Source organism: Sporosarcina ureae, from assembly GCF_002082015.1.
Taxonomy (GTDB): Bacteria; Bacillota; Bacilli; order Bacillales_A; family Planococcaceae; genus Sporosarcina; species Sporosarcina ureae_A.
Genome location: NZ_CP015109.1, coordinates 3,261,144 through 3,275,731, shown reverse-complemented (window position 1 = coordinate 3,275,731; position 14,588 = coordinate 3,261,144). Strand labels below are relative to the sequence as shown.

17 protein-coding genes are annotated in these 14,588 nt (G+C 42.4%); all 17 read right to left on the bottom strand.

Features of this window, described 5'->3' with window-relative positions; genetic code table 11:
* Nucleotides 1-19 precede the first annotated feature (19 nt).
* The 17 genes from aroH to rpsA all read right to left on the bottom strand — a co-directional run bounded on the left by aroH (nt 20) and on the right by rpsA (nt 14,511).
* Nucleotides 20-385 carry a chorismate mutase gene (aroH, locus tag SporoP17a_RS15910; protein ID WP_083035591.1) on the bottom strand — a complete coding sequence of 122 codons (366 nt, stop codon included), beginning with the start codon at nt 383-385 and terminating at the stop codon, nt 20-22.
* Nucleotides 382-1,488, bottom strand: coding sequence for a 3-dehydroquinate synthase (aroB, locus tag SporoP17a_RS15905; RefSeq protein WP_083035590.1), 1,107 nt, complete (start codon nt 1,486-1,488; stop codon nt 382-384). The genes aroH and aroB overlap by 4 nt, the downstream gene beginning before the upstream one ends.
* 1 nt (nt 1,489) lies before the next feature.
* Complete coding sequence (aroC, locus tag SporoP17a_RS15900; RefSeq protein WP_083035589.1) at nt 1,490-2,671, bottom strand: chorismate synthase; 1,182 nt, start codon at nt 2,669-2,671, stop codon at nt 1,490-1,492.
* 23 nt (nt 2,672-2,694) lie between these two features.
* Nucleotides 2,695-3,468, bottom strand: a complete 774-nt coding sequence (locus SporoP17a_RS15895) for a CheR family methyltransferase (protein WP_083035588.1) — start codon at nt 3,466-3,468, stop codon at nt 2,695-2,697.
* 115 nt (nt 3,469-3,583) lie between these two features.
* Nucleotides 3,584-4,030, bottom strand: coding sequence for a nucleoside-diphosphate kinase (gene ndk / locus SporoP17a_RS15890; protein ID WP_029053042.1), 447 nt, complete (start codon nt 4,028-4,030; stop codon nt 3,584-3,586).
* 90 nt (nt 4,031-4,120) lie between these two features.
* Nucleotides 4,121-5,095 (bottom strand): polyprenyl synthetase family protein, encoded by a 975-nt coding sequence (locus SporoP17a_RS15885; protein WP_083036169.1) that lies wholly within the window; start codon nt 5,093-5,095, stop codon nt 4,121-4,123.
* A 26-nt stretch (nt 5,096-5,121) separates the two neighbouring features.
* On the bottom strand, nt 5,122-5,817 hold the full coding sequence (locus tag SporoP17a_RS15880; RefSeq protein ID WP_083035587.1) for a demethylmenaquinone methyltransferase: 696 nt from the start codon (nt 5,815-5,817) through the stop codon (nt 5,122-5,124).
* A gap of 36 nt (nt 5,818-5,853) precedes the next feature.
* Nucleotides 5,854-6,567: a heptaprenyl diphosphate synthase component 1 gene (locus tag SporoP17a_RS15875; RefSeq protein ID WP_083035586.1), complete on the bottom strand. Its 714-nt coding sequence runs from the start codon at nt 6,565-6,567 to the stop codon at nt 5,854-5,856.
* Nucleotides 6,568-6,597: 30 nt separating this feature from the next.
* Nucleotides 6,598-6,819: a trp RNA-binding attenuation protein MtrB gene (gene mtrB, locus SporoP17a_RS15870; RefSeq protein ID WP_029053045.1), complete on the bottom strand. Its 222-nt coding sequence runs from the start codon at nt 6,817-6,819 to the stop codon at nt 6,598-6,600.
* A gap of 65 nt (nt 6,820-6,884) precedes the next feature.
* The gene (gene folE / locus SporoP17a_RS15865) at nt 6,885-7,454 is read right to left on the bottom strand and encodes a GTP cyclohydrolase I FolE (RefSeq protein ID WP_083035585.1); all 570 of its coding nucleotides are present in this window, start codon (nt 7,452-7,454) and stop codon (nt 6,885-6,887) included.
* 178 nt (nt 7,455-7,632) lie between these two features.
* Nucleotides 7,633-7,905: an HU family DNA-binding protein gene (locus tag SporoP17a_RS15860; protein ID WP_037561579.1), complete on the bottom strand. Its 273-nt coding sequence runs from the start codon at nt 7,903-7,905 to the stop codon at nt 7,633-7,635.
* A 216-nt stretch (nt 7,906-8,121) separates the two neighbouring features.
* Entirely contained in the window at nt 8,122-9,600 is a 1,479-nt protein-coding gene (gene spoIVA, locus SporoP17a_RS15855) for a stage IV sporulation protein A (protein ID WP_083035584.1), read from the bottom strand.
* A gap of 337 nt (nt 9,601-9,937) precedes the next feature.
* Entirely contained in the window at nt 9,938-10,648 is a 711-nt protein-coding gene (locus SporoP17a_RS15850; RefSeq protein WP_083035583.1) for an LptM family lipoprotein, read from the bottom strand.
* Nucleotides 10,649-10,651: 3 nt separating this feature from the next.
* The gene (locus tag SporoP17a_RS15845) at nt 10,652-10,855 is read right to left on the bottom strand and encodes a DUF2768 domain-containing protein (RefSeq protein WP_083035582.1); all 204 of its coding nucleotides are present in this window, start codon (nt 10,853-10,855) and stop codon (nt 10,652-10,654) included.
* A 20-nt stretch (nt 10,856-10,875) separates the two neighbouring features.
* Nucleotides 10,876-11,895: an NAD(P)H-dependent glycerol-3-phosphate dehydrogenase gene (locus SporoP17a_RS15840; protein ID WP_083035581.1), complete on the bottom strand. Its 1,020-nt coding sequence runs from the start codon at nt 11,893-11,895 to the stop codon at nt 10,876-10,878.
* Nucleotides 11,896-11,921: 26 nt separating this feature from the next.
* On the bottom strand, nt 11,922-13,232 hold the full coding sequence (gene der, locus SporoP17a_RS15835; protein ID WP_083035580.1) for a ribosome biogenesis GTPase Der: 1,311 nt from the start codon (nt 13,230-13,232) through the stop codon (nt 11,922-11,924).
* Between the two features lie 130 nt (nt 13,233-13,362).
* A complete protein-coding gene (gene rpsA / locus SporoP17a_RS15830; RefSeq protein WP_083035579.1) occupies nt 13,363-14,511 on the bottom strand; it encodes a 30S ribosomal protein S1 in 1,149 nt (382 codons plus the stop codon).
* Between the last annotated feature and the right edge of the window lie 77 nt (nt 14,512-14,588).

The following is a 14,588-nucleotide window of genomic DNA, read 5'->3' as shown; positions in this document are numbered from 1 at the left end:
CCCCCTAACTTCCGCTGTATTATTTTTGTAAATCAGGTCGTAATTGAACGGCATTATTTTGATAAATATGTTGAATTTCTTCTTGTTTTTTAGACGTATGGACATTCATCATGACGCGTATACACTTACGCATAGAGCCAGGTACATCTATTTCATGTGTACACATGACCGGTACATACGTCCAGCCTTCAATCGAGCGGATTGCTTTTGCGGGAAATGCCGCTTTGACATCTACTGTAGTGGAAACTATCACAGAACCAATATCTTCCGGTTTGAATTGATTCGCTTCTGCCATTTCGAGTACAAGTGATTCTGTCGCTTGTAACACTTCTTCCGCGTGATCATGTTCAACTGTTGTCGCACCCCTAATTCCTCTTACATTCATACAATTCCCTCGCTTTTCAATTTTCCTTTGAATTCTTCAAATGCCGACTGACACTCTTCTGAACTAATTTCTTTTACAAAAGGTTCACCGATTTTTTGCAATAAAACAAAATTCATCTTGCCGAATGAAGCTTTTTTGTCCTTTTGCATATAGGATAATAACTCTTCAAAACTATAAGAGAATACCGGCTTAAATGTATAGCCATTATTGCTGGCGAAGTGAAGATAGCGATTCGTGAATCCTTCAGGTAGATCACCGTATTTTTCACTTAGCAAGAAAGCATAGCCCATACCAATCATGACACATTCACCATGACTGAGGCTACCGAATCCAGAGGCCGCTTCTACTGCGTGGCCAAAGGTATGGCCGAAATTCAGAAACTTACGCGTAGAATTCTCAAACTCGTCTTCTCCTACGATATCTGCTTTTACTTTAATGCCTTGCAGTAATTCTTTTTCAAGCCATTTTATGGAAGGTGAAGAAAACCGTTCTTTTTCCAGTAATTGCTCCGTCCACAAAGGATCCGAAATAAAAGCGTGTTTGACCAACTCCGCTAAGCCAGAACGCATTTCTGATGCAGGCAATGTGTTGAATACATCCGTATCAAACAATACGGCTGAAGGTTGATGGAAGGATCCCACCATGTTTTTCCCTTCTGGCATATTGATAGCTGTTTTACCACCGACTGCACTGTCATGCGCAAGCACAGTTGTCGGACATTGAATGAAGCGAATTCCCCGCATAAACGTCGCTGCCACAAAGCCTGTTAAATCCCCACATGCTCCACCGCCAAATGCGATCAAAAGTGAGTTTCGTGTAAACCCTTCAGTCAGTAAGAACGACTGACAATCAACGTAGACTTCTGGCATTTTACACTTCTCGCCGCCAGGTACGATTTTCACCGATACCTCGCGACCAGAACGGACTAGAGCTTCTTGCAGTAATGGAAGATGCAGCTCTGCCACATGTGCATCGGCAATAATTCCGATTTTATCTGTAGTACGTAGCAATTCTGCATATTCAGTCGAAAATAATTCATACGTATTCGAACCTACATAGACATCGTATTGGTGATCACGGACGGAAACTGTTAACTTCTCCATCTTAAAACTCCTTTACATATTGTCTATATTGCTCAATATCCTTCTGTAAACCATCCATCGTATCTGAACGGAATTCCTCCATAATCGCTTTAGCCATTTCTGTAGCGATAACATGTTCAGCTACGACAGATGCAGCAGGAACCGCACAAGGATCGGAACGCTCAATCGTTGCAACGAAAGGTTCCTTCGTATCAATGTCTACGCTTTCCAGTGGCTTATAAAGCGTGGGGATAGGTTTCATTACACCGCGAACAACAATTGGCATACCTGTTGTCATTCCACCTTCAAGTCCACCTAAACGATTGGATTTCCGGTAATATCCCAACTCCTCATTCCAGCCGATTTCATCATGTACTTCACTGCCTGGCATTTTAGCCATATCAAACCCTAAACCAACTTCTACACCTTTAAACGCGTTGATGCTCATCATAGCGCCTGCCAGCTTGCCATCCATTTTGCGATCAAATTGTACGTAGCTACCAATTCCAGGAGGACATCCTTCAATGATCACTTCTACTACGCCACCTAGTGTATCGCCACGCTTTTTAATATCATCTATAGCTTCCGTCATTTTGACAGACGCATCTTTGTCCGCACAATACACTGCATCTTCTTCTACAATCGCGCGTAGTTCTTCAATAGAAAGATTCGCGTAAGCCGCTGGGTCCGTTTCGATGCCACCAATTTCTGTAACATGCGCTATAGTTTCAATCCCAAGTTGACGCAAGAATTGCTTGGCTACCGCACCGATTGCAACACGCATCGTCGTCTCACGTGCGGATGAACGCTCCAAAACATTTCGTAGGTCACGGTGACCATACTTCATACCACCGACTAGATCCGCGTGTCCAGGTCGAGGACGAGTGATCTGACGCTTCACATCTTCCGGATTTACGTCTTCAGGCAGGGGTTCTACACCCATGATGCCTGTCCAATGTTTCCAATCATCATTGACAACTGTCAGCGTGACGGGCGAGCCCAATGTTTTACCATGACGTACACCTGATGAGATCTCTACACGATCCTTCTCTATTTGCATCCTACGGCCTCTACCGTGACCACCTTGTCTTCTCTTCAATTCTTTATTGATCATCTCAGCAGTTAGCTCCATCTGTGCAGGTAATCCTTCAATGATAGCCGTAAGCTGTGGACCATGTGATTCACCAGCTGTAATATAGCGCATATTCCATTCCTCCGTAACGTAGTTTAGTATTTTTTTCTATAAAAGAATGTATCTACTGATTCAAAGTTGTATTTTTCAGGATTGAATATTTGTTCTGTGCTTCCAACGAACAGAATACCACCCGGTTTAAGTGCTTTCGAGAAGTTGGTGTAAATCTGATCTTTCGCTTCTTCCGTGAAGTAGATCATCACATTACGGCAAACGATCAAATCGTAGTTCGTATCGTAGCGATCTTCCAGCAAGTTGTGCTGTTTGAATGTAACGGTCTTCTTAATATCTTCTACCACTTGATAGGAAGCACCTTCTTTTATGAAGAACTTATCGACGATTGGCTTCGGCACCTCTTTTAATGCGCGTTCATTGTAAAGACCTACTTTGGCTCGATTCAATACACCCATATCCAGATCTGTGGCATAGATGGAGATATCACGTAATGGAAGATACGAGGATAGAACCATCGCAAGTGAATAGGGCTCTTCTCCGGTAGAACAAGCCGCACTCCAAATTTTTAAGCGAGTATTCTTCTCCAGTAATTGAGGAAAGATTTTCTTCTCTAAGACGTTCCAACGTATGGCGTTGCGGTAAAATTCTGACACATTAATCGTCATGCGGTCCAAGAATTCTTCCAATAAGTCTTTGTCCGTTTGAATTGCTAGAGAATAATCTTTAAAATTACGAAAGCCTTTCTTTTCATATAGTGAAGTGAGTCTCCTCTTCATCTGGGCTTCTTTATACAAAGACAAATCGATCCCGGTTTTCTTTTTGACCCCTTGAATTAACATCGAATAATCAGACATTTCACAACCCCCTGTTGCCTTTTCTTTCTTATGTACGTTCTCATTATAGCGGAAAAAGTATGTTGTATGTATAAGAAAAACAGCCATGCGAAATTCGCTCGGCTGTTTTTGGCGATTAATTAATCCAGTTGTTCACTGTTTTGTCATAAGTCACAAGCTCTTCTTCTTTAAAGAACAAGTTAATCTCGCGGCTTGCTGACTCAGCTGAGTCTGAACCATGAATAATATTCTTGCCTACTGTTACAGCGAAATCTCCACGAATAGTTCCAGGAGCAGATTCTTTTGGATTCGTTGCACCCATCATTAAGCGAGCAGTAGAGATGACGTTCTCGCCTTCCCATACCATTGCGAAAACTGGTCCAGAAGTGATAAATTCTACAAGTTCTCCGAAGAATGGACGTTCTTTATGTTCTCCGTAATGTTGTTCAGCAAGTTCTTGAGAAATATTCATTAATTTCCCGCCAACTAATTGATATCCTTTGTCTTCGAAACGACCAACGATTTCACCTACAAGGTTACGTTGTACGCCGTCAGGCTTTACCATTAAAAATGTTCTTTCCATCTCCAAAACACTCCTTCGATCTTCTATAGGGATAATCCCTTTTAAATCGTAACATTGACGCCTTTTTCTTTCAACTATTAACAAACATCGTCAATATTTTCGTTGACCGATAAAGTCAGCGATTTGAGTCAATGCTTTCTTCGACTTGCCATTTGGCAGACTTTCTAATTCTTTCAATGCCTTGATTAAGTACAGATCACTTACATGCTGTGCTTTTTCGATAGCACCACTCTGTCGAATATAGCGAAGCATCGCTTGTCTATCCGATTCTTCCATCACCCCAGTAAACGCACGTTTCATGTAGGGCATAAATTGTTCATCATCTTTTATGTATAAAACAGGCAATGTAATATGACCATTTAATAAGTCGCTTCCTGCCGGTTTCCCAAGTTCTGCATCTGTTGAAGTGATGTCCAAGATATCGTCGACAATTTGAAATGCCATTCCAGTGAAATACCCATATCTTTTGAGTTTCCGTACAGTTTGAGCATCCGCATCCGCACTAAGTGCGCCGAGTTCACAACTGGAGGATAATAGCAAAGCAGTTTTTCGCTTAATACGTTTCAAATAGTCGCGTAGATCTTGATCGGTTTGTTGTTGGAAATCTATCTGGATGATTTCTCCTTTACAGATCTCCAGCATCGTTTCTGCGAGAATCTGATGAACAGGTGCTTTCTCGATATTACCGATAGATGTCAGCGCTCGTGAAAAGATGAAATCCCCCGCATACATGGCTACCCGATTGTTCCACTTCGCTTTAACAGTTTCTAAACCGCGTCGCATATCAGAATCATCAATTACATCATCATGGACAAGAGATGCCATGTGGATCAATTCAAGAGATACTGCAATTTTTGCAGCGTTTTCCAGCGAGTATGTTCCAAATTGAGCAGCCATGATAACGAAAATCGGCCGGATTCTTTTCCCTCCCGCTTTCAATAAATGCAAGGAAGCCTGACGAACAATGGGAGAAGAGGATTGCACGGAACGCTCAAGCTCTTTTTCAATATAGGACATATCTTTGCGGAAATCCGTATAAAGCGACATCAACTTAATTTTTTCCAACGCCATTACCTTCTCCCGTGTACTCATTATTTGTAAGCGATATGGCCTGCCGCCGCACCGCCACTGTAAGACTTATACGAAACTTCTTGATAACCCGCATCGACAAAAAGCTGTGCCAGCTCTTTCATGCCTGGGAAATCATTTGCTGATTCTTGAAGCCAAGAATATTCTTTATAGCTTTTTGCGAAAAGTTTACCGAACAACGGCATAATATATTTGAAATAGAAGCGGAACCCTTGACGGTAGACAGGTATTTTAGGTTGAGATGTTTCCAAACACACTGCCATTCCACCCGGCTTTAACACGCGTCGCATTTCTTTTAATACAGTCAAGTAATCAGGGACATTCCGAAGACCAAATCCGATCGTCACATAATCAAATGAATTGTCCGCAAACGGAAGTGACATAGCGTTACCTTGAACCAACGTAACATGCGGATAAGGCGCCACTTTGTCTCTGCCGGAATCTAGCATGTTGGCACTGAAGTCCAAGCCAATGACTTCACCAGCAGGTCCTGTAGCTTGAGCCAATGCAACTGTCCAGTCTGCCGTACCACAGCAAACGTCAAGTGCTTTAGCCCCTGGCTGTACATTCATGCGTACCATAATATCATTCCGCCATTTAATATGTTGATTGAAACTGATCACGGAATTCATTTTATCATAGTCTGTCGAAATTTTTTCAAAGACGTTATGAACTTTTTCTTCTTTTGAGACCGCCACAGTTCGACCCTTCTTTCTCCACTTCAGTTTTCTTCCTCATTGTTTCGTCATTTTCTGCAACTTTGCTATTACTTCAGTATGTAAATGAAAGCTGTTCTCTATTGTGTCATTCAGTTGTTGTTGTAATTGATCGATCCAACTTTGTGTATCATGCGTACTCGGTACAAGATGCGGAAATTTCATCCGATTCAATTCATGCTGTTTGCTGTCAAGCAACCAGATGAAAGGGAAAACCGTCTCAATAATGTGTGTGTAGCGACTAAAGCCGAATGTATCGAAGAATTTCACAATACATGCACTTTCCACTTCAGTAATTAACTGTAACCGCTCTTCAAGAGTGGACGGCGGCGCTTGAAGCAATGTCGTCTTGCATTCATTTACTCTGCCAATCGCCGATGATAAGGAACGAATGAGATGGAAGTTTGGAATCGACGCCAATAGCTTATAGTGAATACCGCTGAAGTGGTCGCCCGCAAGTACCATCAATTGCTGTTCTTTGGATGAAGCATCGACGATATCGATTTGATCATGGACGTCAAAGGCCGTGTGGATGGCACCGATGGCCAACGCTGCGGTTTGCATCTCATCTGTCCATTGCTCTCCGTTAAGTAAAGGCAATAGGAGCAACGAAGCTTTTCTCCTATCAATCGGAGCATGCCCGGCATCTCGTTCGACCACTGGTTGATAAATAGCGCGTCGCAAATGGTGTATATAATTGTCGACTTGGTCAGTGAATCCTTTTGTTTCCATCAGTAAGCTCCATTCCCGTAAGATATACGGTCATTCTTTTTCTTCGCTCGCAATTACACCGTGAGCTGTATGAATTTCAGCTTCACCCCGAATTTTGATAGCGGAGGTATGCTCAGTAAACTGCGCGATCATGACTTCTCCCCTATCTAGCTTTTCGGTATGGTGAAACTTCGTGTCATTGCCTCTCGTAAGCCCAATGACATTTACTCCATCTTTTTTCGCCTTGATAATTAGATAATCTGGTTGTGTCATTTTCGCATCTCCAGTCTATATATAATCCTAATGATAGCATATACAGCAAGCGCTCGGCAAAGACCTTAGTTTGTTCTAATTAGAGATAGAATTTCAGCACGCTTCACGTCATCATGTTCATAGATTCCTCTAGCAACAGTGGTGATGGTCTTGGCTCCAGGCTTTTTAATTCCTCTCATCGTCATACACATATGTTCAGCTTCGATGATGATATAGACACCATGGGGATTCAACTTTTCCATCATGGCATCTGCCACACTGGATGTAATGCGTTCTTGCAATTGCGGACGACGCGCTGCCGTTTCAACAGCTCTTGCCAACTTGCTCAAACCTGCAACTACTCCATCACGCGGAATATAGGCTACATGAGCTACACCGAAAAACGGTACTAAGTGATGCTCACACATAGAATAAAATGGAATATCTTTCACCAGTACGACTTCATCATGATTCTCATGGAATACTGTATCGAAATATTCTCTTGGATCTTTATGTAAACCTTCAAACACTTCTTGGTACATTTTGGCTACACGTTTTGGCGTCTCAAGTAATCCTTCACGAGTCGGATCTTCACCGATTGCTTCCAAAATCATCGTAACTGCCTGCTCTAATTTATTTATATCTTGCTCTTTCATCACAGCATGTCCTCCTTGTTGGAACAAAACCTATTTCCCCAAAATACTAGCACATTCCATGCATTCCGTATAGTTACTTGTACTTCCTTATGTATACCATTAAAAAAACGGAAAGGAGTCCATCCATGGCCATCTGATGAACAGATTCGCTGGACGGACTCCTATGTAAAATCTCGAATTATTTTACTGCGTCTTTAAGTGCTTTACCTGCTTTGAAAGCTGGAACTTTACTTGCAGCGATTTCGATTTCTTCACCTGATTGTGGGTTACGTCCTTTACGTGCAGCACGCTCGCGTACTTCGAAGTTTCCGAAACCAATCAATTGAACTTTATCACCGTTAGCAAGAGTCGATTGAATTGTATCGAATACAGCTTCAACAGCTTTAGTTGCGTCTTTTTTTGTTAGACCTGCCGCTTCTGCCACAGAGTTAATTAATTCTGTTTTATTCACACCGTTCACCTCCTCTCAAAGGGGGATGCTATTGCTGTTAACACTGTAAAAAGAGTAACATAAGAAAAACCACGGTGCAACAATATTATCGAGCTTTTCCTTTATTCACGGCATTTCAAGCGATTTTGATCGAAAAGCAAAGAAAAAAGACCCGTATTTGACGGATCTTTCTTCATTACAAACTACATTTCCTACGTTACTTTCTAGCTTTTCTCCTCAAACAATAAACGTAATCATACCTTTATTTCCATCATTCACCATTTGTTCAATCGTTTCACGCAAGCGTTTTCTTGCTCGATCTGGAACTGCTGCAGTCTTAAATCGGATACTTTCTTTCATGACCTCGTGAAGTGGTGTGCCAAATAATTGCGTTTCCCATAGCGCTTCCCGATCATGTAAATAAGCATTTTTCAATTCCTTCAACAAGTGATGACTATGGAATTCAGAGCCGATCAATGGAGCAAATTCCGCTTCCATATCGATTCGTATAATATGAAGTGAAGGGGCTTTCGCTTTCATTTTCACACCATAAAATGTGTCTTGTTTAATCAATTCAGGAGCAGTTGGCTGGAAATCTTCAATCGATGGCAACGCGACGCCATAACCAGATTTTTTCGCTGTATCGATTGCTTCTGCATACATATCATACGATTTTTTCGCCTTAACTGCTTCTTGAATAAACACAAGCCAATCTTTTTTCGAACGCATTTCCGTTCCCATGAACTCTTCACACACATTCACAAAAGCTTGCTCATCCATATCAATTTTGACGATTGCCCGACCTTTTCCTGCATCCACTTCTATTACTTCCGCTTGTCTAACGAACTCTTCTTCTTGCAATAGTTCCGCAATCTCCTGAACTTTACGAATTTTAGAGACACCGAGGAATCCATCTGTAATTAGCTGATCGATACGTGCGTTCAGCTTGTGGCTATCTCCTAGTTCCTCCATCCAGTCAGGACGTTGTAGCTCAATATCCGTGATGGGGAACTCATAGAGCGCCTCTTTAAGAATGAGCTGGATCTCCGTCGCATTGAGCTGGTCCGCACTAATAGCAATTACGGGAACACCATACTTTTCATGTAATTGCTGTTTCAGTTCCAACGCTTTTTCATGGGCTGGCATTTTAGAGTTTAATACAATGACAAACGGTTTACCGATTTCTTGCAGTTTCGAAACAATTTCTTTCTCAGCGACTTCAGCAGATGCACGTGAAATGTTGTTCACTGTTCCGTCCGTTGTCAGCAAGATTCCGATGGTGGAGTGATCACGAATCACTTTGTCCGTCCCAATGCGCGCTGCTTCTTGGAACGGGATCGGCTCGTTGTGCCATGGTGTATGGACGTATTTCGGTCCTTCCTCATCCTCGTATCCTTTAACGCCATCTATGACGTAGCCTACACAGTCCGCTAGGCGAATTTGGAATTCCAGTTCACCGTCCCCTATTGAAACGCTTGTGCCTTGGGCAGGTACGAATTTGGGTTCTGCAGTCATAATTACGGGACCTGGTGAACTTTGGGGAAGTTCGTCTTGTGCGCGTATCCGATCGTTGGCATCCGTCATGTTGGGGATTACAACTTCCTCCATGACTCGTTTGACAAATGTGGATTTCCCTACTCGAACAGGGCCTACCACGCCTATATAAATGTCGCCGTCTGTTCTTCTAGCTAAGTTTTCGTATAGTTCTTCTTTCATCATTAGCCCTCCTTTTTCTCCGCATTGTAGCTTATGAAATAGAAAAACGTTTCATGCATAGTTGCATGAAACGTTTTTTAGGTAATGGTGCTAATTTAGTTAATAAACTTTGTAACGGTTCGGGATTGGTACTCCAGATGGGATCGCTTTCCGGAGGGCGTGGCTTGAGCCGCTTCCTTCACTTCGTTCAGTCCAGGGTCTCAAGCTCATGCTATTCCCGCGGGAGTCGCCGCCTTCCACTACAATCCTAGTTACAATGTGGTGACAGTTTATATCACTCTTTGAATATGTAAAGTTCAAGTGCTAATACATGAGGCCACCTGTAAATTAGAGAACATTATTTTTTCATAAACACCGGTTCGTTGTTTTCGTCTACTGTGTACGGCAAGGAATATGCCGGGAGGACTAGGGAGTCTTCGTATAGTAGGTATCGGATGTCTGTGCCGGGTTCTACTTCTGGCTTTTGTTCCATCAAGATCTTGTTGAGGTCGATGGAGTAGTCTACGTAGAAATTCCCGTCGCCACCTACTACGATGGGTAGGTGGGCGTCAGAATACGGACTTTGGACAGTTAGTGGTTCTTTAAAACCCATTTTCTTGAAGTCTACTGCATAGACGTTGTCGCCAACTGGATCTAAGAATGGTAATTCTCCATTGATAAATTTGCGCAAGTTTAAGTCGCGCAGTTTTTCAGTTGTACGCAAGTCAACAAGTTTAACTGTAGGATTTTCTTCCACATCTATCAGAACGTACTGGAAGATACCACCGTTTTCAAATGCGTTAGACGGAATCTTTTCAGTGAAGTCTGGAACGATTTTCGAGAACTCGATTGGATATTTGATGAATTGATCGGTTTCTTGATCACGTGTTTTAATTGGTAATAATCCGCCTGATTGTTCCTGGTAACGCTCCACAGCCTTTTGGATGGTCTCTTGCATTTCAGGGTACGGTGTTTCACTTGCTTGTTTTTCTTCAGGCGGACGGCCGCCACAAGCGGACAGTAATAGTCCGCAGATTATAACTGAAAGTATAAGTATTCGTTTATTCATATGTTAGGCGCCTCCAGTCGGTCCGTTGAATACTAAATAGACCATTGCGAAGAACGATGTAATTAATAGTGTATAGGCAATAATCGCAAATAGAATTCGTACTACACGGTTTTTTATTTTATAGCGGCTCAAATAAATCAAGCCCATTGAAATCACCATGAATCCCATTGCGTAAAAAGATAGCCACATTTTATCTAACGAGGACAAAATTGTCACCCTCCTACTGTTTAAATACCGAAAAATGTATCAATTTCCTGTTTCTTACCACGGGTCATTAATTGATCCACAGCTTGTTTAGGTGGAACGCCTCCAAATAGTATGGAATATAAGGCTTCTGTCAACGGCATGTTGACATCAAACTGTTGCGCCAACTGAAACGAAGCCTTTGTGGTACGCACACCTTCTATGACCATACCCATTTCTTCGGTCACTCTTTCTAAAGACTGGCCTTTCCCAAGTAAGTTGCCTGCGCGCCAGTTTCTCGAGTGGACACTTGTACATGTAACGACCAAGTCACCAAGTCCCGTCAATCCGGAAAATGTTTGTTGATCCGCACCCATTTTGACACCCAGACGCGTGATTTCTGCTAGACCTCTTGTAATAAGAGCAGCCTTTGCATTATCACCGTATCCAAGACCATCAGAAATTCCAGCAGCTAAAGCGATGACATTTTTCAATGCTCCGCCAAGCTCCACGCCGATTACATCTTTATTCGTATAGACACGGAAATAATTGCTCATGAATAAATCTTGTATTTGTTCTGCCGCTTCCATGTTGCTCGAAGCCACCGCCACCGTCGTAGGATGTCGACGTACGACTTCCTCCGCGTGACTCGGTCCAGACAGCACTACAATAGCATCGCGTAATGTTTCATCAATTTCGTCTGCAATAATTTCAGATATCCGTTCCAATGAATCCGGATCAATTCCTTTGGAGACATGGACAAATATAGCCGGTTCGGTTAGGAATTTCTGTATATGGCGACACGTCTCACGCATCGCAACGGTCGGTACGGCCAGTATGATCGTTTTTGCATGCTGGACCGCTACCTGTAGTTCACTAGTAGAGCTAAGGTTATCGGGCAGTTTCACATCTGGCAAATACCGGTTGTTCGTGTGCTGATTATGGATTTCATCCGCTTGTTCTGCACGTCTTGTCCAAATTAAGCTGTTATGTCCATTTTCAGCCAGCACGACAGCGAGTGCGGTTCCCCAACTGCCTGCACCGAATATAGAGACTTTCTCCATTACCTCCACCCTTTCTGTTTGTATAGTTAGCTTCTCGCTCTTGTGATCAAGCGGATTGGTGTGCCTTCAAATCCAAAGGCTTCACGTAATCTGTTCTGTAAAAAGCGTTCATAAGAAAAGTGCATAAGTTCTGGTTCGTTGACAAAAACCACGAATGTCGGTGGCTTCACAGCAACTTGTGTTGCATAGTAAATCCGCAAACGACGTCCTTTATCTGAAGGTGCAGGATTTCTAGCTACAGCATCTTCTACTACCTCATTCAAGACACTTGACTGAATGCGCATCGCATGATTTTCGCTAATCAATTGGATATTGGAGAATAACGTATGCACACGTTGCTTCGTTTTAGCTGAAACAAAGAAAATAGGTGCATAGTCTAGAAATCTAAACTGATCACGAATTTCATCGATAAATTTATTCATCGTCTTATCATTTTTCTCAAGCGTATCCCACTTGTTGACAACAAACATGACGCCTTTTCCCGCTTCTTCCGCAAAGCCAGCTACACGCTTGTCCTGCTCACGAATACCTTCTTCTGCATTCATGACAATCAACACAACGTCAGAGCGATCAATTGCTTTTAAAGCACGTAGTACACTGTATTTCTCTGTGTTTTCGTACACTTTCCCTTTTTTACGCATCCCCGCAGTATCGATAATTTTAAATTCTTGCCCGTCTACTACTTTTGTAGAGTCAATCGCATCTGTTGTCGTTCCAGCGATATCGCTGACGATGACCCGATCTTCACCAAGTAATGCGTTAACAAGTGACGACTTTCCGACATTCGGACGTCCAATTAAACAGAACTTGATGGAATCGTCTTCCTCTTCTTCCAAGTTCATATCTTTAAAGCTCTCTGCGACTGCGTCCAATAAATCACCAAGGCCTAAGCCGTGTGATCCGGACAGCGGATATGGTTCGCCAAATCCAAGTGAGTAGAAATCGTAAATCATATCTCTCATCTCTGGGTTATCCACTTTATTTACAGCCAATACGACTGGCTTGTTCGTTTTATACAGCATACGTGCGACTTGTTCATCTGAATCTGTCACACCATCTCGACCATTCGTCAAGAAGATGATGACGTCCGCTTCTTCAATGGCGATTTCAGCTTGCATACGGATTTGATCAAGTAATGGCTCATTACTTAGTTCAATACCGCCTGTATCGATTAAGTTAAATTCATAATTCAACCATTCTGCTGCGCTGTATATACGATCTCGCGTTACACCGGCAACGTCTTCTACGATCGAAATACGTTCGCCTACGATCCGGTTAAAGATTGTCGACTTACCGACGTTTGGTCTTCCTACGATTGCTACTGTTGGTTTTTTCATTTTCTTTCATTACACCCTTCCGACCTATCTTAGAATATTATACACAAAAAGAATGATGATGCATATGAAAGCATCATCATTCCGGTTACGCTTATTTAACATTTGTGGCTAGTTTATCACATTCTAAAGATTATTTTTGGAATTTCTTCAGTTGATCACCAATCACATCTCCTAAAGAGAAGCCAGTTGTTTCTTCAGGCATTTCATAACTAAAGTTTTCTTCACGTGCTTCTTGAGGCTTTTCAACAAGATCTTTAATGCTCAATGAAATACGTTTTTCTTGTGGATTTACGTCTAATACTTTGACTTGTATAGACTGTCCTTCTTCAAGGACTTCTTGTGGTGTACCGATATGCTCATGTGCAATACGTGAAATGTGAACGAGTCCTTCCACGCCAGGCAAGATCTCAACGAATGCGCCATAGGCTACAAGACGTTTCACCGTGCCATCCAGTACAGAGCCGACCTCTGCCTTTTCTTCGATATTTTCCCATGGTCCAGGCAATGTATCTTTAATGGATAGAGATACGCGCTCCGCATCACGGTCGACAGACAATACTTTGACTTGGATTTCGTCTCCTTCTTTCAACACGTCCGACACACTCTCAATATGTCCGTGTGAAATTTGCGAAATGTGTACCAAACCGTCTACCCCGCCGATATCAACGAATGCACCGAAAGAAGCGATACGTTGTACTGTACCATCTAGAATGTCACCTTCTTGAATTTCAGAAAGTGCAGCTTCTTTTTTCTGCTCGTTCTGCGCTTGGACAACCGCACGGTGAGACAAGATTAACCGGTTCTTTTCTTTATCCATTTCAACAATTTTAAATGTCATCGTACGTCCTTTATAGTCATCAAATGATTCTACAAAGTGATCTTCTACTAAAGAAGCTGGAATAAATCCGCGAACACCAAGGTCGACAACGAGTCCGCCTTTTACTACGTCCTTTACTTCTGTTTCGATGATTTCACCGCTTTCAAACTTCTCTTCTAATGAATCCCATGCATTTTCTGCATCTACTTGGCGCTTGGACAAGACATACGCCTCGTCTTCCACTTTGGTAATCGCCAATTCTAATTCGTCACCGACTGAGACTGCATCTGCTGCTTTTTCAATATGCAAGCTAGAAAGTTCACTGATCGGAATCACACCGTCAAAAGGAGCACCGGCGATTTCAACCGTCACCGATTTCTCTTCAACCTTTGTTACTACACCCGTTACGTGTGCACCTTCACCGTATTCTTTAACTTCATCCATATTCATCTCTTCAGTCATATGTAGCCCTCCTCCATAATGAATCTTATCTCTATATTATGCGAATTGAGACTTAAAAACAAAAAATTACACTTATT